Source organism: uncultured Hyphomicrobium sp. (genome assembly GCF_902826555.1).
Taxonomy (GTDB): Bacteria; Pseudomonadota; Alphaproteobacteria; order Rhizobiales; family Hyphomicrobiaceae; genus Hyphomicrobium_C.
This window is the reverse complement of record NZ_CADEFI010000002.1, coordinates 80,958-99,171: the sequence shown is the minus strand read 5'-3', so window position 1 is coordinate 99,171 and position 18,214 is coordinate 80,958. Positions and strand designations below refer to the sequence as shown.

Genomic DNA, 18,214 nt, shown 5'->3' with positions numbered 1-18,214 from the left:
ACGAGCAGCGGCGGCGGCTCGCTACTTCTTGCGGAACTTGTCGAGACTGACGATCTCGGCGCCGCCTGATTTCGCGGGCGCCTCCTTGTCGTTGGAACTCGGCGCCTCCTCGTCGGCCATCGCCGAGCGTTTTGCTCCGGCATTGGCCACGAGGGGGGTCGCGGCGGATATCGCCTCGTCGTTCGTTCCGGATTGAGGTTCAGCACCGGCCGGGGCCGCGTCGCTTGCGGCTGTCACGGGCTTGTCGCCGGAGGACTGAGCCTTCCGGCGTGAGGACTTGCGGGTGTGGGTTCCACGCGCCGCTGCGCCTCGAGCGGATAAGCTCTCAAAGGTATGGCCCGCGGGCTGCGCGCGCGTGTCCGGACCGCTGCCCGGCTCCTCGAACTGAAGACCGAAGCGGACGGAGGGATCAAAAAAGACCTTGATGGCCTCGAACGGGACCACGAGCCGCTCGGGGATGCCATCGAACGTCAGCTTCACCTCGAAACGGTCCTCGCTCACGACAAGGTCCCAGAACCGGTGCTGGAGCACGATGGTCATCTCTTGCGGATACTTCTCCTTCAAGCGCCGCGAAAGGGAGACGCCCGGAGCCTCGGTATCGAAGGAGATGTAGAAATGGTGATCGCCGGCCAGGCCCGACTTTGCCGTGCGGGCCAGCACCTTGCGTACGACTCCGCGCATCGCCTCTTGCGCAAGTCCCTCGTAGTCGATCGTCGACTCAACCGTCATGCCGTGCCGCTTCGTCCCCGATCGCGCCTCTCTCCCCAGCGACGCATGAAGAGTGGGAGGCTTCTGTTGCCCGGTGCCTCCCGAACCGCGCCTTGCTCGGCTAGGAGCGAGGACTTTAGTAGTTAGGCTTTTCGCGCCGCATTACGCAGCGAGAGCAGCCTCAGCATAGTTGTCATTGGCAACTATTCTGAATGACCCGATGACGGTGGTATCATGCCGGGCAAAAGCTAAACCCTTTACACCCTCGTCGATCCTAGTTCGCCCCCATCACCAGCTCACGGAGGAGAGGGTCCGTGGCCAGAGCCCCAGGAGGCCTCGCATAATCTGGGCCCCGTGAGCTCGTGGTGGAGGCGCCGGGTACTGCCCCCGGGTCCGAACGGCTTATTACGGTCGCGTTTATCGCCATAGCCGGACGAATCCGGCAGGCCAAATATATGCCGGGAGGATTTGAATTAAAAGTGCCTGGGCTCGCCGGCTTTCCGCGGGCAATCCGGGACAATCGATGATACCGATCGATGCCGTTGCCCGGGACGCCCGATAACCATTACCGTTCGAGGAATTACGCCATGTCAGCCACGCTCGAGGAGCTTCCCCGCGCGGCCTATCGCCCGGAAACGCCTTGGAGACCGTGGCCTGCCGTCGCGGTGGTCCTGGTCGCCAGCGTGGCACCCATGCTCGTCGGGCTCCTCGGCTTGCTGGCTGAGAACAACGGTCTGGTCGGCGCCGACGGGGCGATCCAGACGGACAGGATCCCCTCTCTCTCGTCTCCGTTCGTGGTCCTGCAGATGATCGCAGGGCAGCTCCTTTCGCTGGCCATCATATGGGCGGCTGCAGGCTGGAAGGGCGCGCGCGGTGAAACGCTCAGGCTTCTCCCTCCGCAGACAGGCTGGATCGAGGCTGCCGGGTACGGCGTGTTGCTGATCGCGCTCATCGGGCCGGTCGAGCTTCTGCTCTATCATCTGGCCGGCATCGAGCTTTTCACGGATGGGCGGTGGATCCTCGACGGCCTACAATCCCCGACCTGGTGGGCCGTCATCATCGCGGCAGTGGTGCTGGCGCCGCTGTGGGAGGAGATCACCTTTCGCGGCTTTCTGCTTTCCGCTCTCGCCAAGAGCCGGCTCGGCTACTGGCCGGCGGCACTCGTGTCGTCGGGATTGTGGACGCTTCTGCACGTCGGCTACTCGTGGCCGGGTCTGGTGAGCGTCTTCCTCGCGGGGCTCGGCATGAGCTGGATCATGCTGCGAACGGGGTCGATGCGCGCTGTGGTGGTGGCGCACGCCGTCGTCAACGCCTTCTCGCTGACGGTGATTTCCCTGTTTGCGCCCGCCAGTTAACGGTGGCGAGTTGGTTCGCCGGAAAGAATCGCTATCTTCATCCCATGCAGCAATATCTCGATCTTCTCCGCCGCGTCCGCAACGAGGGCGTCCACAAAAGCGACCGGACCGGCACGGGCACGCTTTCCGTGTTCGGCCATCAGATGCGCTTCGACCTCGCCGATGGCTTCCCGCTGGTGACGACCAAGAAGCTGCACGTGAAGTCGATCATCCACGAGCTGATCTGGTTTCTCGCGGGCGACACCAACGTCGGCTATCTCCAGGCCAACGGCGTGCGCATCTGGGACGAGTGGGCACGGCCGGACGGCAGCCTGGGACCGGTCTACGGCAAGCAGTGGCGGAGCTGGGCAGCGCCCGATAGGGGCCCGTCTTCGACGGGACACGGGCGCACGATCGACCAGATCAGTGAAGCGGTCGAGACGCTCAAGACCAATCCCGATAGCCGGCGCATCATCGTCTCGGCGTGGAATCCGGCCGACATCCCCGACATGGCGCTCGCGCCGTGCCACTGCCTGTTCCAGTTCTATGTCGCGAACGGGCGGCTCTCGTGCCAGCTCTACCAGCGCTCGGCGGACGTGTTTCTCGGCGTGCCGTTCAACATCGCGAGCTACGCGCTCCTCACGTTGATGATGGCGCAGGTGACGGGGCTCAAGCCGGGTGAGTTCGTGCACACGTTCGGCGACGCGCATCTCTACGTGAACCATCTCGAGCAGGCGGACCTACAGCTTTCGCGCACGCCGCGGGCGCTGCCGACGCTTGCCATCAATCCGGATGTGCAGTCGCTCTTCGCCTTCCGGTACGAGGACTTCGCGCTCGAGGGATACGATCCACATCCGCACATCGCGGCGCCGGTGGCGGTTTAGCGCATGCGCATCTCACTCATCGTTGCGGTGGCCGAGAACGGCGTCATCGGCGCCGGCGGGCGGCTGCCGTGGAAGCTCTCCGCGGACCTCAAGACGTTCCGCCGCCTCTCCATGGGCAAGCCGATCATCATGGGGCGCAAGACCTTTCAGTCGCTCAAGGGCCCGCTCGACGGGCGCGACAACATCGTACTGACGACGGATCCGTTTTTCGAGGCGGATGGGGTGAGCGTCGTCAACTCGTTCGCCGACGCGCTGACGTTGGCACGCACGCTGGCGCTGACCCGCGGGGCCGACGAGGTGATCGTGATGGGCGGAGCGGAGGTTTACAAACTCGCTCTTCCGCATGCCGAGCGCCTCTATTGGACGACGGTTCATGCCAGCCCGGACGGCGACACCCTGTTTCCGGATGTCGATCTCTCGGACTGGGTCGAAACCGAAAGCCACCCTGTGCCCAAGTCGGAAAAGGATGACGTAACGGCCACCTTAAGGGTGCTCGATCGTAAGTAGCTGATAGTTGCAGGGCGAATTGGCGTCCCGCCGCCTTGACTCGCGGCTCCCGCAAACCAATCTCCGTCGAGCGCGTTTGCGTCGTCCGGGGTCCTCCCCTATAAGCAAAGCGCAATTGCCATCCGGGACTTACGCGAGCCGGGGCGCCCGCCCGGGCCATTCCCTTCAGCGGCTCCCGACCATCATCCTCATCAATAAGGGCTAGCAACATATGCCTTGGAGCAATCAGAGCGGCGGCGGCGGAAACGGCGGCGGCTGGAAAGGCGGCGGAGGCGGCGGCCCGTGGGGCCAGGGACCCGGAAACCAGCAGCCTGATCTCGAGGAGATGCTGAAGCGTAGCCAGGATCGCATGAAGCAAGTGATGCACGGCGGCGGCGTTCCCGGACCGCTGGCGTTCCTCGCTGCCGCTGCGGCGGCTGCAGTCGTCGCCTGGTATGCCTTCTTCTTCCGCGTCGACCCCGACGAGCTCGGCGTCGTCATGCGGTTCGGCGAATTCGTGCGCCAGGAGCCGCCAGGACTTCATTTCCGTCTTCCCTACCCGATCGAGGAAGTCGTCAAGCCAAAGGTCACCCGACAGAACATCATCGAGATCGGCATGCGCTCGGCGAGCTACGAGCGCGGCTTCGGCGGGTCGGGCGTGCAGGACGTCAAGGAAGAGAGCCTGATGCTGACCGGCGACGAGAATACGGTCGACATCGACTTCGTCGTCTATTGGCGCATCAAGGATGCGGCGCAGTATCTCTTCAACATCCAGAACCCCGACAACACGGTCAAGGAAGTGGCGGAAAGCGCCATGCGCGAGGTGGTCGGGCAGTCGAACATCCAGCCCATCCTGACGGAAGCCAGACAGAAGACCGAGGCGGCCGTCCTCGACCTCATCCAGAAGACGCTCGACACCTATCAGGCCGGTATCCAGATCGACCAGGTGACGCTGCAGAAGGTCGACCCGCCGGGCGACGTGATCGACGCCTTCCGCGACGTGCAGGCGGCGCGTGCCGACAAGGAGCGCCTCCAGAACGAAGCCTTCGCGTATGCCAACAAGGTGGTGCCGGAAGCACGCGGCGAAGCCGAGCGCATCCTGCAGGCGGCCGAAGGTTTCAAGCAGGGAACCGTGGCGGAAGCCCAGGGCCAGACGGTACGCTTCCTCAAAGTCTACGACGAGTACAAGAAGGCGCCCGAGGTGACGCGCAAGCGCATCTTCCTCGAGACCATGGAGCGCGTGCTGGGCGACACCGACAAGATCATCATCGACGGCAAGAGCGGCCAGGGCGTCGTGCCCTATCTGCCGCTGGATCAGCTGCAACAGCGTCGTCAGCAACCTAACGACGGAGGCAACTGATATGCGTGCATTCCTCGCCTTCCTCGTCATCGTGCTTGGCGCCGCAGCGGCGGGCGTCTACGCATCGGCTTTCATCGTCCACCAGAACGAGCAGGCGCTCGTGCTCGAGTTCGGCAAGCCGAAGCGCGTCGTGACGCAACCGGGGCTCAACTGGAAACTGCCGCTGGTCGAGACGGTGGATATCTTCGACAAGCGCATTCTCGACATCGACACGCAGACGCAGGAGGTCACGGCCTCCGACCAGAAACGTCTGATCGTGGACGCCTTCGCGCGCTACAAGATCGTCGATCCGTTGAAGTTCTATCAGACGCTGCGCTCGGAGAGCGTCGTGCGCTCGCGCCTCGGTCCGATCGTCGAATCGGCGCTGCGGCGTGCGCTCGGCTCTTCCACCTTCCAGGATGTCGTGCGTGACAAACGCGAGGCGCTCATGAAACAGATCCTCGCCAACGTGAACGAGGAAGGACGCGACTTCGGCCTCGAGGTCGTCGACGTGCGCATCAAGCGCGCGGATCTGCCGGAGCAGAACCAGAAGAGCGTGTTCGATCGCATGCGGGCCGAGCGCCAGCGCGAGGCGGCCGAGTTCCGCGCTCAGGGCACGGGCGAAGCCAACCGCATCAAGGCGACCGCCGACCGCGAGGTGACGGTCATCAAGGCCGAGGCCACGCGCAAGGGCGAGGAGCTTCGGGGCCAGGGTGAAGCCGAGCGCAACAAGATCTTCGCCGACGCCTTCGGACGGGATCCGGACTTCTTCGCCTTCTACCGCTCGATGCAGGCGTACGAGCAGGGTCTGAAACCCGGCGACACCCGCCTGGTGATCTCGCCCGACAGCGACTTCTTCAAGTATTTCTCCGACCCATCGGGAGCCGTTCACCCGAAGCCGTAATGAGCGATCTCATCGTCGCCTTTGGACTGGTGCTCGTCATCGAAGGGCTGATCTGGGCCCTTTCGCCGACGCTTGGCCGCCATCTTCTGGCGACGGCCGCCGCGACACCGGAGGACAGCCTGCGTAAAGCCGGTTGGGTGGCGGTGGCTTTCGGCGCTATCCTCGTCTGGATGATCCGGGGATGAACATCGCGGCGGCGGGTCTGCCGCCCCCGGGCCATGGGGACACGTTGACAGCCTACTGGCGATCTCACACTTTGGGCCAAGCTCGGATCGTTCTGCCGTGCTTCCCGTCGAACGGGGTTGTGTTCATGGCTCCGCCATGGCCCGATTTCCCACCTTCCCGGAAGCGCCCAGACGGCATTCGATGGTGAAGAAGGAGCTCCTGATGATCACGACCCTTGGGCAATGCGGCCGTATCCCGGCTCTCGCCTTTGCAGCGCTTGCCCTGACCGCGTTCATCGACACGGACCGAGCGACGGCGCAGCAGCACGGACCGCAATCGGTGGCGCCCGTCGCCGAGAAGCTCATCGACGCGGTGGTCAACATCTCGACCAGCCAGATCGCCAAGGGGCCTGAGGGCGTGCCTCTGCCGCAGGTCCCCAAGGGCTCGCCGTTCGAGGACTTCTTCGAGGACTTCTTCAACAAGCGGGGCGGGCGCGCGCCGCCGTCGGACCGGAAAGTCTCCTCCCTCGGCTCGGGCTTCGTGATCGACGGAACGGAAGGCCTCGTCGTCACCAACAATCACGTCATCGACGGCGCGGACGAGATCATCGTCAATTTCCACGACGGCACGAAGCTCAAGGTCGACAAGGTGCTCGGGCGGGATACCAAGACGGATCTGGCGCTGCTCAAGGTGACGCCCAAGAAGCCGCTGGTCTCGGTCGGCTTCGGATCGTCGGCCGATCTCAAGGTCGGCGACTGGGTGATGGCCATCGGCAATCCGTTCGGCCTTGGCGGCTCGGTAACGGTCGGCATCATCTCCGCCAAGCAACGCGACATCAACGCGGGGCCCTACGACGACTTCCTGCAGACGGATGCCGCCATCAACAAAGGCAACTCGGGCGGGCCGCTGTTCAACATGGAAGGCCAGGTGGTGGGCGTGAACACGGCCATCATTTCGCCGACCGGCGGCTCGATCGGCATCGGGTTCGCGGTGCCGGCGGATACCGTCACGGCCGTCATCTCGCAGCTCAAAGAGTTCGGGCAAGTGAAGCGCGGATGGCTCGGCGTCAAGATCCAGTCGATCAGCGACGACATCGCCGAGAGCCTCGGCGTGCCCGAGAGCACGGGTGCGCTGGTTGCCGGCGTGACACCGGATTCGCCTGCTGCCAAAGCCGGCGTTGAAGCGGGCGACGTCATCCTCAAGTTCGACGGCAAGGACGTGACGACCATGCGCGGGCTGCCGAAGCTCGTCGCGCAGGCCCCGATCGGCAAGTCGGTCGCCGTGGAAGTGCTGCGCCAGGGGCAGAAAAAGAGCCTCACGGTTGCGGTCGGAACGCTTCCCGACGAAGGCGACGAGGCCGGTCCCATCGACCTCGAAAAGAAGGAGACGCCGCCGCCGTCGTCGACCAGCGTGCTCGGCCTTGCACTGGTGCCGCTTACGGACGAGCTTAGAACGCGCTATGGTTTCGACGCCAAAATCAACGGCGTCATCGTGACGGAGATCGACCCCTCGAGCCAGGCCGCATCGAAAAATATCCGGCCCGGCGACATCATCACCGAAGCCCAGCAGGAGCCGGTGCGCGACATCAAGGACATCGAGGCGGCCGTCGAGAAGGTCAAGAAAGCCGGCGGCAAGAGCGTGCTGCTCCTGGTCGAGGACTCGAAGGGCGACACGCGGTTCGTAGCCATCCCTTTCTAAGGGATGGCGCCCGGCGAAGTTGAAAGCGGAACGGGAGTACGGGATTGTCCGATCGTCATTCACTACTCGATACCATTGCCGACAGTCTGGCGCCGGTGCACCGGGATGGGCACAAATTCGTCGGCATCGGGCTCATCGCAACGCTGCTTCTGTTTCTCATCTGGTCTCCGCTCGGCTGGATCGCGGCGCTGATCACGGCGTGGATCATCTATTTCTTCCGCGATCCCGACCGCATCACGCCGCTGCGTGACGGCCTCGTCGTCGCGCCGGCGGACGGCAAGGTCTCGTTGATCGAGAAGGTGCGCCCGCCCGCGGAGCTTGAGTTCGGCGACGAGGAGCGCGTTCGCATCTCGATCTTTCTTTCCGTCTTCGACGTGCACATCCAGCGCGCGCCGGTTGCCGGGCGCATCGTGCGCTCGCTCTACATTCCAGGAGCGTTTCTGAATGCCGCTCTCGACAAGGCATCCGAGGAAAACGAGCGGCGCACCATCGTCATCGAGACCGCGGCTGGGACGAAGGTCGGTGTGGTGCAGATCGCAGGGCTCGTGGCGCGGCGGATCGTGACGCTGGCCGCGGAGGGCGACAGCCTCGGGGTCGGCGAGCGGTTCGGGCTGATCCGGTTCGGCTCGCGAGTCGATACCTACTTGCCCGTCGGCGCCTATCCCCTGGTCGCGGTCGGGCAACGGGCGATCGGCGGCGAGACGGTGCTTTCGGACCTGAAGTCGACGGAGCCGGAGCGCGAGGCGCGCCGGCATTGAATTTTTAAGCGGAGGGCTCCCATGGACCCGATCGTACCGCAACTGGAAAAAGAAACGCGGCGGCGGCGCAGACGGCGCATGTTCAGCCACGCGCGCATCCCCGTGCGCATGATGGTGCCGAACTTCTTCACGCTGCTCGGCCTCTGTGCCGGGCTCACCTCCATTCGCATGTCGATCGAAGGGCGCTACGATTTCGCGCTGGCGGCGATCGTGTTCGCGGCCCTCCTCGATGGCCTCGACGGCCGCATCGCGCGCCTTCTCAAGGCGTCGTCGCGGTTCGGCGCGGAGCTCGACAGCCTCGCCGACTTCGTCAACTTCGGCGTCGCCCCCGCCATCATGATCTTCACCTGGGGTCTCGGCGACCACAAAAGCCTGGGGTGGATCGCGGTGATGCTGTTCGCGCTGGCCTCGGCGCTGCGGCTGGCACGGTTCAACACGCTGATCGACGACGAGCGGCCGAAGTGGCAATCGGATTTCTTCATGGGCGTGCCGACGCCCGCTGCCGCGATCCTGGTGCTGCTGCCGATCTATCTCGGCCATCTCGGGCTCGACCTTAGAAGCTCGCCGGTTCTGCTCAACCTGGTGCTCGTCTACGTGATGCTCATCGGACTGATGATGGTGTCGATCCTGCCGACCTACTCCGGAAAGCTGCTTGGCGAGCGGATCGGACGCGAGTGGGTGCTGCCCTTGTTCATTCTCGCCATGCTGGCGGTCGCGTGCCTCCTCACCTACCCCTATGCGACGCTGGCCATTGCTTCCGTCGCCTATCTCGCCGCCGTGCCTTGGACGTGGCGGCGGTTTCGCGAGCTCGAACATCAGCATGCCAGCGTTGTCGCCGGTGCGGTGCCCGCTACCTCGCAGCCGGGCGCGCCGCCGACCGAACCGCCCGCGACGGGGGCGGCGGACGCGCCGTCCGAGGACAAGCGCAATGCGACAACCGGCTCGGCGCGCGTGGTCGAGATCCGCCCCGGAGAGCCCAAGCGCTGACGATTGCATCGGCCCCCGTTGCGCCGATGCACCGCTCGCGCATCGGCTTTGCGGGCTAACGGATGGTCCGACGCGACAGCTCCGGCGTTTTCCCCTACATTTCCGCCCGTTCAGAGCGTACGGGGCGTCCTAACGGGGGTATTGCGTCATGGCCGAAGCCGCAACGAAGGCGTCTAAGCGTCCGCGGAAGGTGCTCGACTACATTCTCGGACGCAACATGATGATCGGCGTCGCCTCGCTGATGCTGTTGTTTCTGTCCGGCTACGCCACCTGGCACGGCATGCGGGACTTCATCATCGGCGTCTCGGATACGCCGACCGACGCCGGCTCGATGTCGATCCCCAACGACGTGCTCGTGATCGGCGTCGTGGTGGCCCTCACCTTCCTGATGTGGCTGGCACTGCGCGAGACATTCGGCGCCGGGCGCGACTTCGGCGACCGCATCATCATGTTCGTACTCTACGTGTTCCTGGCCATCTGGTCGATCGGCTTTGGCTACGGCTTCTGGTGGAGCCTGATCTCCGGCTCGGAGGCGACACGCACCGGGCTTTCGGGACTGCAGGAAGACGCGCGCGACGCCAGCGCGGTGGTGGCTGCGCGGCTCGATGCGGTGCGCTCGCAGCTCGACAATGTCGTCTCGTGGTCGGAAAGCCAAATGGCGCGCGAGGAGACGAGCGGCGGGAGTTGCGGCACGTCTTCGGGCGCCGGACGCGGGCCGCTCTACAATGCGCGCCGCGGCGTGAGAGATTCCGTCGCGACGCTGCGCGACGGCATGGTGCGGAGCTGGCTCGAACCGGTGCAGGCCGAGGTCGAGCAATTGCGCCAGAGCGCACAATCGCTCGGCGGCACGAGCGTCGAAGAGCGGCAGCGCAATTTCGAGGCCACGGCATCGCAGATCCGCGGCTCCGCGCGCAACATCGCGGCGCGTTCGAACGAGCTCGGCAAATCGACGGCCGCAGAGATGCGGGCGCTCGCCGAGTCCGTCTCGGTGGCGCCGGGCCAGGCCGGCTTCTCCTGCTACGATCCGACGCTGGCGCAGCGGCTCACGCAGGCCGCGAGCCAGGCCGACCAGCCGGCCGAAGTGAAGCTACGCGATGCGGCCTTCAGCGAGGGTCCGGCGGGCGTCGCGAACGCGGTCAAGAACCTCTGGAAGAACATCGGCGCCTACGGCTACAGCCTGGGCCACTTCATCTTCACGCTCGGCTCGGATCCGGCGACGACCACCGATGCGGGCGACCCTATCACCGGCCGCGATCTGATCGCGCTTCTCGCATCGATCGGCATCGACTTCGGATTGCTCGTGCTCGCAATCATCAATCCGCCCGCGCGGCGGCCCGAGATGGCCGGCGACAAGCGGCGGGCGATCCAGGCGGCCATCGCGACGGCCATCGCGCGCGCGCCCGACGCAAACCTCGAATGGGTGCGCCGCCACTTCATCTATCACAAGACGCACTCGTACCTCGTCATCCCCAATCTCTACAGCTGCGACTCCGAGAAGGAGGGCGAGAAGGCGCTGGCCATGAACCAGCTCGCGGGCGTCCTCGACGATCTCGACCTCGTCGAATGGCCGAAGCCGGGATTCTTCAAGCTGACAAAGAGCGAGTTGCAGAAGCTCAAGGACGAAGAGGACCAGGCCAGCGATACCGACCTGACCGAGATCCGCAAGAAGTGGCTCGACAAGGTGGGGAAGACGACCGGCCCCGATGCGGAGGCGCGCGACCAGGAAACACGCGAATCCACGCCGCAGCGCAATCACGGGCTCTTCTCCAAGGCGGAGAAGGCGCTCACCATTGCCGGCTGGAGCGCCGGCGCGCGGCGCGACGTCGAGGTTTACCGGCTGGTCGACGTCGAGGGGCTAACGCCGATCCTCGACGTGCTCAACGATTGGGGCGATGACGGCGCGCATCCTGCCCCTGCCGCGGAGGAAAAGGCCTGACGGCAGTCGAACCGGCGGCTCAGCGCGGGATGTCGCCGCGGCGCAGAAGGCGATCGCGCAGGGCGAGGCGCGCGTTGCTGGCGGCCGGCTCCGAAGGCTCGGGCGTGGCGGACGCCGCGGGAGGCGCGGCCGGCGCCGTGGTGGGCGAGCGCTGGATGTCGGACGCGCGGCGCATGAAGGGCTGGTCCGCGCGCGATGGAGCCGGCGTGGGCTGCTGCTCTACAACGGTCTGTTGAACTGCAGGCATACGGCGGCTGGTAAACTCACTCACCTCGCGCTCGAGCGCGGCGCGATCGAAGGGCTGTCTCTCGGCCTCGCGCGGCGGAGCCGAGGCTGCGACGCGTTCGGCGACCTGAGCATCGGTGGACCGGCGGGACAGCCCCGTCGGCAACGACACGGCCTCGGCAAAGAGCTGGGCCTGGGCCGAGGCATCGAGCTGGCCGCATACGCCGGCGGCGCGCCACCGTTCGATCACGGCATCGAGGAAGCTCTCGTCACCGACCGATTCCTGCCATTTCTGCGAGAACTGCGCGGTCGTCGAACGCGGCAGCGCGTGGGCCGGCACCTCGTCGAACTTGATGCGAACCGGGATCGGAACGCCATCGCCGAATGCGATGGCCTCGCGGGCTCCCAGCGCCGGCAGGAACTCGATCAGCCCTGTGCCGGTGTCGGAGACGGCGGAGGCGACGATGGCCTGGTCGCGGTCGTTGGACATGCGCAGCGCGAACACGGTGTTGCACTGGGACAGGATGGTGGGATCGATCTCGGCCGGGCGCTGCGTCACGATGCACAGCGAGGCGCCGTACTTGCGGCCTTCCTTGGCAATCTTGGCGATGGCCCGCTTGCAAGGCTCGAAGCCCATCTGCGGGTTCAACGGTACGTAGCGGTGCGCCTCTTCGCAGACGACGGTGACCGGGATCTTGCCCTCGCCCCACAGGGCAAAATCGAAGGCCATGCGGCAGAGCACGGAAACGACGACGTTGACGACCTCGGGCGGCAGGCCCGTCAGCTCGAGAATGGTGATCGGCTTGCCGTTGACGGGGACGCGGAAGATGCGCGACAGCACCTGGCTCATGCCGTCGTAGACGGTGACCGAGCCGAACATAAACGCGTAGCGCCCATCCTGGACGAAGGTTTCGATGCGGGTTTTGAGCTGGCGATAGGGGGCGAGATCCTTGCGGTTCTCGAGCTTGCCCATGCGCTCGTCGATCAGGTTGGTGAGATCGGAAATACGATAGGGGACGGGCGTATCGACCGTAAACTTCGAGCCTTCGAGACCCGGCTTGCGGATCTTCTGCTGATCCTGCGCGCGCCCGATGCTGTAGCGCGCCTTCGCGAGCGGGATCAGGTCCTGGAGAATCTCGATCTCGCCCTTGCGCTCACTGTCTCCAACGAGGACCTCGACCGCCTCCTCGAAGTTCAGAAGCCACAACGGGAGCTGCAGCGTTCGCGGCGAGATCACCTCCGCACGATCGCCGAAGGCGGTGGCGTATTCGTTGTGCGGATCGAGCAGAACGATGTGCGCGTTGGGATTGCGCTCCAGGATGGCGCGGAAGATCAGCGCGGTCGTGCAGGACTTGCCGGTGCCGGTGGTGCCGAGAATGGCGAAATGCTTGCCCAGCAGCTCATCGACGCGGACCATGGCAGGGATCGACGAATCCTGACGGATCGAGCCGATGCGAACCGTGTCTTTTTCGTTGCCCGTATAGGTGAGTTGAAGCTCGTATTTGGTGGCGAAACGCACGCGATCGCCGAGTGTCGGGTAGGTCGTCGTGCCGCGGTGGAAACCGCTAGGCTTTCCTTCCGCGTCCTTGATCAATTCGCCGACGAGACCAAGCTCGGCAATGCGAATCTCCTGCTCGTTGCCGTGAGCGGGCAGCGGAACGGAGAGCGCAGAGACAGTCGCCAGCACCGTGGCGTTGCCGGTGTCGATCGCAAGCAGGGTCCCCATCTCCGGCCGATCCGCGCGGTTCCTCGGATCGTTCTCGTGAGTGACGTCGAGGAGCAGAATGGCTTTCGAGCCCGTCACGGATGCGATGCGGCCAATCGAACGTGGCAGCACGTGGTACTGAGGCTCTTTGGTGACCGCGCCGGAGTGCATCTTATCAATCCATTCTAGAGGGTGGCGCCATTGCCGAAGACCGCGTCCCGTGCCTCGATCGGGGAGACCTGGTGTGCGGGGGGAAACGTTACGGTGACGTCGGTACCTTTCCCCTTGACGCTCGTGATCATAAGCTCGCCGCCGTGCAGCTTTACCAGCGCATCGGCGATGGTCAGGCCGAGGCCGGCGCCTTCCCGCCAACGCGTGCGCGCGCGATCGACCTGGCCGAACGGCTCGAGCGCAATGCGGACCTCATCTGCGCTCATGCCGATGCCAGTGTCGCGTACGGAGATCATCGCGCCGCCGTTGCCCTGTGCCAGGACCTCGACCACGACAGAGCCGCCACGTTCCGTGAACTTGACGGCGTTGTGGATGAGATTGTGGAAGACTTGATTGAGCTTCGTATCGTCGCCGCGCACCGGCGGCAGCGAGAACGCCACGCGCAGCGACAGCGCGACGCCTGCTTCGGCTGCCTGGGGCTTCTCGGCCTCGACGCAGTCACGGAGCACATCGCCGATATCAACCTCGAAGGCATCGAGGGCATAGGTGCCGCTCTGCATCTTCGAGATGTCCAGGATGTCGTTGATGACTGCGAGCAAATGCTCCGCGGCGTGATTGATGAGGTCGCCGTATTGCACGATCTGATCGCCGGTGAGCTGACGGACTCCATGCTCTTTGAGAAGCTTCGAGAACCCGAGGACCGTGTTGAGCGGCGTGCGCAGCTCATGGCTCATATTGGCGATGAACTCGGACTTGACCCTGTTGGCGAGCTCGGCCTCCAGGCGCGCCTGGCGTTCGGCCATACGGGTGCGCTGACGCAGGACGGCATCCCCAACCAACGTCGAGTATTCCTGCATCAAAGAGTTCGCGTTGCTCTTACGAAGTCCGCCGTTTTTCATGTGGACCGGACGCCAAATCTCCTAAATCGATCAACAACCGTAGAGGCCATTGGATAAGACGTGGTTAATCTGCATCTAATGCTCGATAGAGGAACAAGGAGCCGCCCCGGACCCATCCGACCCCGTTGTTTTCGGCGTTGCATTGGGCTTTGATGCGGGCCTCGGACAGCAGGGGGAGACCGGCCGATGGATCGTCGTGAGTTCCTGATTACCAGCGGCGGCGCTGCAGTTGCAGCCACATCGTCGGCAGCTGCGCACGCCGAAGGCCCTTTTCCCGCCGCCGTTGCTGACGGACAGGGCATCCCGCTCAAGCTCTCCATGCCGTGGGCCGATACGCCACAGGGACCGGCGGACGGCGTCCGCCGGCTCGCTCGCCGCATCGAGGCGATGACGGGGGGACGGTACCGGATCGAGGTGGTAGCGCAAGGCAGCGGCCTAGCGAGCGAGGCAGATCTCGTCCACGGCTCGGCGCACGATTTCGCGCCCCTGCACCCGGCCTTCGCCTACTTCGCCGGGTTGCCGGGCTCGGGCGGCCTCGAGCCCCGGGATTTCGCGCACTGGATCTCCGTCGGCGGCGGGCAGATGCTCTGGGACGATCTGGCCGGCCGTCACGGCTGGAAGCCGCTCCTTGCCGGACACTCGGGTGACACGCCGCCCCTGTGGTCGCGCGAGCCGATTGCGCGCCTCAACGACCTTGCCGGCCAGCGCATTTCTGCGCCGGGGCTCGGCGCCGACGTGGCGCGCGCGCTCGGGGCCGAGGTGCACGACACGCTAGCGCCGCACGAGGCAGCTACCGCACTCGCCAGCGGATCCGTTTTTGCGGCCGAAGCCGGCGGGCTCCTCACCTGCTTTGCCGCCGGCCTGCCGCACGCTGCGCGCTACGGCACGGGGACCGGCCTCAACGGCCATGGCACTGCCCTTTCGCTCCATATCCGCCAGCCGGTCTGGGAGCGCTTCTCGGAGGCCGACAAGGCCATCTTCGCCGCCGCGGCAGCCGAGGAATACCAGCTTTCGCTCGCCGAAGCGCGCGCGCATGCCGGCGTCACCCGCCAAGTGCTTGCGACCTACATGCGCGTCAAGCTGGCGCCGTGGCCCGCCGATATCACGGACGCACTCGGCCGCGTGGCAGAGGCCACGATTGCGCATGTGGCGGGGCGCGATGCCATCGCGGCGCGCATCGACCAGAGCTACATGGCGTTCCGCAGCATGCTCTCGGGAGCGCCACTTCCGGAGCGCTCGCCGCTTGTCGGTTGACGTCAGGAGTCCGGCCGCTCGGGCCGGATCGCTATTTCCTCACCAGCGCGTCGCGGATCTCACGCAGGTAGACCTCGGACGGCGAGGGTGGCGGAGCTTCGGCGGCAGCGACCGGCTTCTTGAACTTGTTGATGGCGCGGATGAGCAGGAAAATAGCTGCCGCGGTGACCACGAACTTGAGGACCGCATTGAGGAAGAGGCCGTACTTGATCAGAACGCCATCGCCGGTGGGCGTCGGCAGGGTGATGGCGAGGCTGCTGAAATCGATACCGGCCAGGAGATAGCCGATCGGCGGCATGACGATGTTCTCGACCAGGGTCGAGACAATGGGGGCGAAGGCCGCACCGATGATCACGCCAACAGCGAGGTCAACCACGTTGCCCCGCATTGCAAATTCCTTGAATTCGGACAGTATCGACATTCGCAAGCTTCCTTCAGACAATCGATTTCGACTCGCTCCGAGCCGCGGGGCCGATGCTAGGGTAGCCTGAGCAAACCGGCAATTCTCGGCTGGGGCGGAAAATCGCCTCATTGGAACCACAAGTCCCGCGCACGTCACGGTCGGGACAGAGGATGGATGGAAAACCGTCATGATCGAACGTCGCGAGCGAAAACCCTACTGGCGGCACACCAAGTGGCAGATGCTGGCCAGCCTGGTGCCGTTCCTCGCGGTCATCCTCGTGCTGCCCCTCTATGCCGACCGCCTGAATTCGAGCAAGTTTATGGGGTTCCCGCTCGGCTACTTCCTGTCGCTGCATGGACTGGTGCTGATCGCGGTGATCACGGTGGCAAGCTTCGTCAACCGGCAGGACGCCATCGATCACTGGCACGGCGCGCATGAGGACGCCTGAGCGGCGCAGGCGCCGAGCCCCCGCTCGCGACCGGACGGAGTCCTAAAGCCATGTCGTTCTCGCATCGGACCGGCTACGTCAATCCGCGCCTCGGGACCTATTTCGGCATCTTCATGAGCGCGTTCGTCGCGCTGGCGCTGATCACCCTCATCCTCGAGGGGCTCGGTGTCGGCGATTCCGCGCTCCGGCTCACGATGTTCCTCGGGCCGATCGTGCTCTATGCCGCCATCGGCCTCGCCGCCTACACGAGCGAGCCGATCGATTATTTCGCCGCCGGCCGGCGGGTTCCAGCCTTCTACACCGGCCTGGTGCTCGCGCAGACCGCGCTCGGGGCAACCGGCCTCGTCACGCTCACGGGCGTGTTCTTCCTGATCGGGTTCGATGCGCTGTGTCTCGTGATCGGTGGCTTGGCGGGCTTCGTGGTCATGGCGGTGCTGCTGGCGCCGTTCTTCCGGAAATTCGGGGCTTTCACGGTGCCGAGCTACCTCGGCAAGCGTTTCGACAGCCGGGCGCTGAGGCTGGTGGCCGGCGCGGTGCTGGCGGTTCCCATGCTGCTCGTCATCGCGGCGGAGCTCAGGATCGGCGCGCACGCGGCGACGTGGTTCATCCCCATCTCGCAATCGATGGCGGTGATGCTGCTGGTGGCCGTAGTCGTGGTCACGCTTACGGCCGGCGGGATGCGTTCGCTCGCGTGGTCCTCGGCGGCGCAGAGCATCGCCGCTCTGATCGCGCTCCTGGTGCCGGTGGCGATCGTGGGCGTCATCGTCACCAATCTGCCTCTGCCGCAGATTTCCGCGGGTCCCGTGCTGCGCGCGATCGGGCGGGCGGAGGCGGCACAGGGATTGCCGATCATCCTTCCGCCGGCGCTCGCGTTCGACATACCGGGCGAAGGTCTTTCGCTCATTGCCAAGCGTTATTCCGACGCCTTCGGCAGCGTGGGGCCGCTCGCGTTCGTTATCGCGACGCTCTCCATGGTGGCTGGGCTTGCGAGTGCGCCATGGCTCCTGCCCCGTGTCGCGGGGACGCCGGGCGTGTACGAGGCGCGCAAGTCGCTCGGCTGGGCGACGCTGCTGTTCGGCATCGCCATGCTCACGGTCGCCTCGGTCGCCGTTTTCATGCGCGACTACCTGACGGACATCGTGACCGCCGCCGGACCGGTGCGCTTTCCGGCATGGTTCGAGACGCTACAGACGCACGGCATCATTTCCGTAAGCGGGGACGGCCGGCCGACGCTGGCAAGCTTCAGCGTGAGCCGGGACGACGTGCTCCTCAGCCTGCCGATCGTGGCCGAGATGCCGGCCGCACTCGTCTATCTGGCTGCCGGCGGCATCGTCGCCGCCGCGCTGGCGACAGCGGGTGCCGTGGCGCTGGCTCTCGGCAACATCCTCGCCGAAGACATCATGTACGGGCTCTCCTGGCTGCCGGCGAAGCCGGTCCCGCGTCTCATCGTGTCGCGGATCGCGCTCGGAACGGCGGCTGCGTTCGCTGGGTTGATCGCCCTCCTGGCGCCAACCGATCCGCTCGATCTCATGCTATGGGCGATTGCGCTCACGGGCGCGGCCGCGTTTCCAGTCATGCTGCTTTCCATCTGGTGGAAGCGGCTCAATGCTTTCGGAGCGGTGGCCGGGCTTTTGACGGGGTTCTGCGTCACGGTGCTTGCAATCATCGCCGGCGAAGCAGGGCTTACCGGGACAGACGGGGCGCTCGCGGCCGCCATCGGACTGCCGGCCGGTGCCGTTGCCACAATCGCGGTCGCGCTCGCGACGCCTGCTCCCCCGCGCAACCTGCTCGAGCTCGTGCGCGACATTCGCGTGCCAGGCGGCGAAATTCTCTACGATCGTGAAATGCGCCATCTGCGCCGCAAGAAGGTCTAGGCTCTCGATCGAATTCAAGAGTTCACAGGCTAAACA

The 18,214-nt window shown here is 65.3% G+C and carries 17 protein-coding genes and 1 other RNA gene; 13 read left to right on the top strand and 5 right to left on the bottom strand.

The window, feature by feature from the left end; genetic code table 11:
- Positions 1-21: 21 nt before the first annotated feature.
- Both QZV93_RS01845 and ssrA read right to left on the bottom strand, forming a co-directional pair.
- Entirely contained in the window at positions 22-729 is a 708-nt protein-coding gene (locus tag QZV93_RS01845; protein WP_295555491.1) for a ClpXP protease specificity-enhancing factor SspB, read from the bottom strand.
- 51 nt (positions 730-780) lie between these two features.
- Positions 781-1,191, bottom strand: a transfer-messenger RNA (tmRNA) gene (ssrA, locus tag QZV93_RS01840).
- 104 nt (positions 1,192-1,295) lie between these two features.
- On the opposite strand from ssrA, the gene QZV93_RS01835 reads away from it, so the two are divergent.
- From QZV93_RS01835 to QZV93_RS01790, 10 genes are all read left to right on the top strand, one after another.
- Complete coding sequence (locus QZV93_RS01835; protein WP_295555490.1) at positions 1,296-2,063, top strand: type II CAAX endopeptidase family protein; 768 nt, start codon at positions 1,296-1,298, stop codon at positions 2,061-2,063.
- A 44-nt stretch (positions 2,064-2,107) separates the two neighbouring features.
- A complete protein-coding gene (locus tag QZV93_RS01830) occupies positions 2,108-2,926 on the top strand; it encodes a thymidylate synthase (RefSeq protein ID WP_295555632.1) in 819 nt (272 codons plus the stop codon).
- Positions 2,927-2,929: 3 nt separating this feature from the next.
- On the top strand, positions 2,930-3,433 hold the full coding sequence (locus QZV93_RS01825; RefSeq protein WP_295555489.1) for a dihydrofolate reductase: 504 nt from the start codon (positions 2,930-2,932) through the stop codon (positions 3,431-3,433).
- 211 nt (positions 3,434-3,644) lie between these two features.
- Positions 3,645-4,772, top strand: coding sequence for an FtsH protease activity modulator HflK (hflK, locus tag QZV93_RS01820; protein WP_295555488.1), 1,128 nt, complete (start codon positions 3,645-3,647; stop codon positions 4,770-4,772).
- A gap of 1 nt (position 4,773) precedes the next feature.
- On the top strand, positions 4,774-5,655 hold the full coding sequence (gene hflC, locus QZV93_RS01815; RefSeq protein WP_295555487.1) for a protease modulator HflC: 882 nt from the start codon (positions 4,774-4,776) through the stop codon (positions 5,653-5,655).
- The gene (locus QZV93_RS01810) at positions 5,655-5,840 is read left to right on the top strand and encodes a DUF2065 domain-containing protein (protein WP_295555485.1); all 186 of its coding nucleotides are present in this window, start codon (positions 5,655-5,657) and stop codon (positions 5,838-5,840) included. The genes hflC and QZV93_RS01810 overlap by 1 nt, the downstream gene beginning before the upstream one ends.
- A 202-nt stretch (positions 5,841-6,042) precedes the next feature.
- On the top strand, positions 6,043-7,518 hold the full coding sequence (locus QZV93_RS01805; protein ID WP_295555483.1) for a Do family serine endopeptidase: 1,476 nt from the start codon (positions 6,043-6,045) through the stop codon (positions 7,516-7,518).
- 44 nt (positions 7,519-7,562) lie between these two features.
- Positions 7,563-8,276 (top strand): phosphatidylserine decarboxylase, encoded by a 714-nt coding sequence (locus tag QZV93_RS01800; RefSeq protein WP_295555482.1) that lies wholly within the window; start codon positions 7,563-7,565, stop codon positions 8,274-8,276.
- 21 nt (positions 8,277-8,297) lie between these two features.
- Entirely contained in the window at positions 8,298-9,263 is a 966-nt protein-coding gene (locus QZV93_RS01795) for a phosphatidylcholine/phosphatidylserine synthase (protein WP_295555480.1), read from the top strand.
- 148 nt (positions 9,264-9,411) lie between these two features.
- Positions 9,412-11,199 carry a hypothetical protein gene (locus tag QZV93_RS01790; protein ID WP_295555479.1) on the top strand — a complete coding sequence of 596 codons (1,788 nt, stop codon included), beginning with the start codon at positions 9,412-9,414 and terminating at the stop codon, positions 11,197-11,199.
- 19 nt (positions 11,200-11,218) lie between these two features.
- On the opposite strand, the gene QZV93_RS01785 is transcribed toward QZV93_RS01790, so the two are convergent.
- Both QZV93_RS01785 and QZV93_RS01780 read right to left on the bottom strand, forming a co-directional pair.
- The gene (locus QZV93_RS01785) at positions 11,219-13,300 is read right to left on the bottom strand and encodes a DUF87 domain-containing protein (protein ID WP_295555478.1); all 2,082 of its coding nucleotides are present in this window, start codon (positions 13,298-13,300) and stop codon (positions 11,219-11,221) included.
- Positions 13,301-13,314: 14 nt separating this feature from the next.
- The gene (locus tag QZV93_RS01780; RefSeq protein ID WP_295555477.1) at positions 13,315-14,157 is read right to left on the bottom strand and encodes a HAMP domain-containing sensor histidine kinase; all 843 of its coding nucleotides are present in this window, start codon (positions 14,155-14,157) and stop codon (positions 13,315-13,317) included.
- A gap of 228 nt (positions 14,158-14,385) precedes the next feature.
- On the opposite strand from QZV93_RS01780, the gene QZV93_RS01775 reads away from it, so the two are divergent.
- Positions 14,386-15,453, top strand: coding sequence for a hypothetical protein (locus QZV93_RS01775; protein ID WP_295555475.1), 1,068 nt, complete (start codon positions 14,386-14,388; stop codon positions 15,451-15,453).
- A 31-nt stretch (positions 15,454-15,484) separates the two neighbouring features.
- Here the strand turns inward: QZV93_RS01775 and mscL are convergent, their stop codons facing one another.
- Entirely contained in the window at positions 15,485-15,868 is a 384-nt protein-coding gene (gene mscL / locus QZV93_RS01770) for a large-conductance mechanosensitive channel protein MscL (protein ID WP_363156411.1), read from the bottom strand.
- A 175-nt stretch (positions 15,869-16,043) separates the two neighbouring features.
- On the opposite strand from mscL, the gene QZV93_RS01765 reads away from it, so the two are divergent.
- Positions 16,044-16,304, top strand: coding sequence for a DUF4212 domain-containing protein (locus QZV93_RS01765; protein WP_295555471.1), 261 nt, complete (start codon positions 16,044-16,046; stop codon positions 16,302-16,304).
- Between the two features lie 50 nt (positions 16,305-16,354).
- Entirely contained in the window at positions 16,355-18,178 is a 1,824-nt protein-coding gene (locus QZV93_RS01760; protein ID WP_295555469.1) for a sodium:solute symporter, read from the top strand.
- The last annotated feature ends 36 nt before the right edge of the window (positions 18,179-18,214 follow it).

What these genes read in the sequence shown, in the direction of transcription:
- QZV93_RS01845 (WP_295555491.1), bottom strand. Translation starts at nt 729, where the DNA reads ATGACGGTTGAGTCGACGATCGACTACGAGGGACTTGCGCAAGAGGCG.
- QZV93_RS01835 (WP_295555490.1), top strand. Translation starts at nt 1,296, where the DNA reads ATGTCAGCCACGCTCGAGGAGCTTCCCCGCGCGGCCTATCGCCCGGAA.
- QZV93_RS01830 (WP_295555632.1), top strand. Translation starts at nt 2,108, where the DNA reads ATGCAGCAATATCTCGATCTTCTCCGCCGCGTCCGCAACGAGGGCGTC.
- QZV93_RS01825 (WP_295555489.1), top strand. Translation starts at nt 2,930, where the DNA reads ATGCGCATCTCACTCATCGTTGCGGTGGCCGAGAACGGCGTCATCGGC.
- hflK (WP_295555488.1), top strand. Translation starts at nt 3,645, where the DNA reads ATGCCTTGGAGCAATCAGAGCGGCGGCGGCGGAAACGGCGGCGGCTGG.
- hflC (WP_295555487.1), top strand. Translation starts at nt 4,774, where the DNA reads ATGCGTGCATTCCTCGCCTTCCTCGTCATCGTGCTTGGCGCCGCAGCG.
- QZV93_RS01810 (WP_295555485.1), top strand. Translation starts at nt 5,655, where the DNA reads ATGAGCGATCTCATCGTCGCCTTTGGACTGGTGCTCGTCATCGAAGGG.
- QZV93_RS01805 (WP_295555483.1), top strand. Translation starts at nt 6,043, where the DNA reads ATGATCACGACCCTTGGGCAATGCGGCCGTATCCCGGCTCTCGCCTTT.
- QZV93_RS01795 (WP_295555480.1), top strand. Translation starts at nt 8,298, where the DNA reads ATGGACCCGATCGTACCGCAACTGGAAAAAGAAACGCGGCGGCGGCGC.
- QZV93_RS01790 (WP_295555479.1), top strand. Translation starts at nt 9,412, where the DNA reads ATGGCCGAAGCCGCAACGAAGGCGTCTAAGCGTCCGCGGAAGGTGCTC.
- QZV93_RS01785 (WP_295555478.1), bottom strand. Translation starts at nt 13,300, where the DNA reads ATGCACTCCGGCGCGGTCACCAAAGAGCCTCAGTACCACGTGCTGCCA.
- QZV93_RS01780 (WP_295555477.1), bottom strand. Translation starts at nt 14,157, where the DNA reads ATGCAGGAATACTCGACGTTGGTTGGGGATGCCGTCCTGCGTCAGCGC.
- QZV93_RS01775 (WP_295555475.1), top strand. Translation starts at nt 14,386, where the DNA reads ATGGATCGTCGTGAGTTCCTGATTACCAGCGGCGGCGCTGCAGTTGCA.
- QZV93_RS01765 (WP_295555471.1), top strand. Translation starts at nt 16,044, where the DNA reads ATGATCGAACGTCGCGAGCGAAAACCCTACTGGCGGCACACCAAGTGG.
- QZV93_RS01760 (WP_295555469.1), top strand. Translation starts at nt 16,355, where the DNA reads ATGTCGTTCTCGCATCGGACCGGCTACGTCAATCCGCGCCTCGGGACC.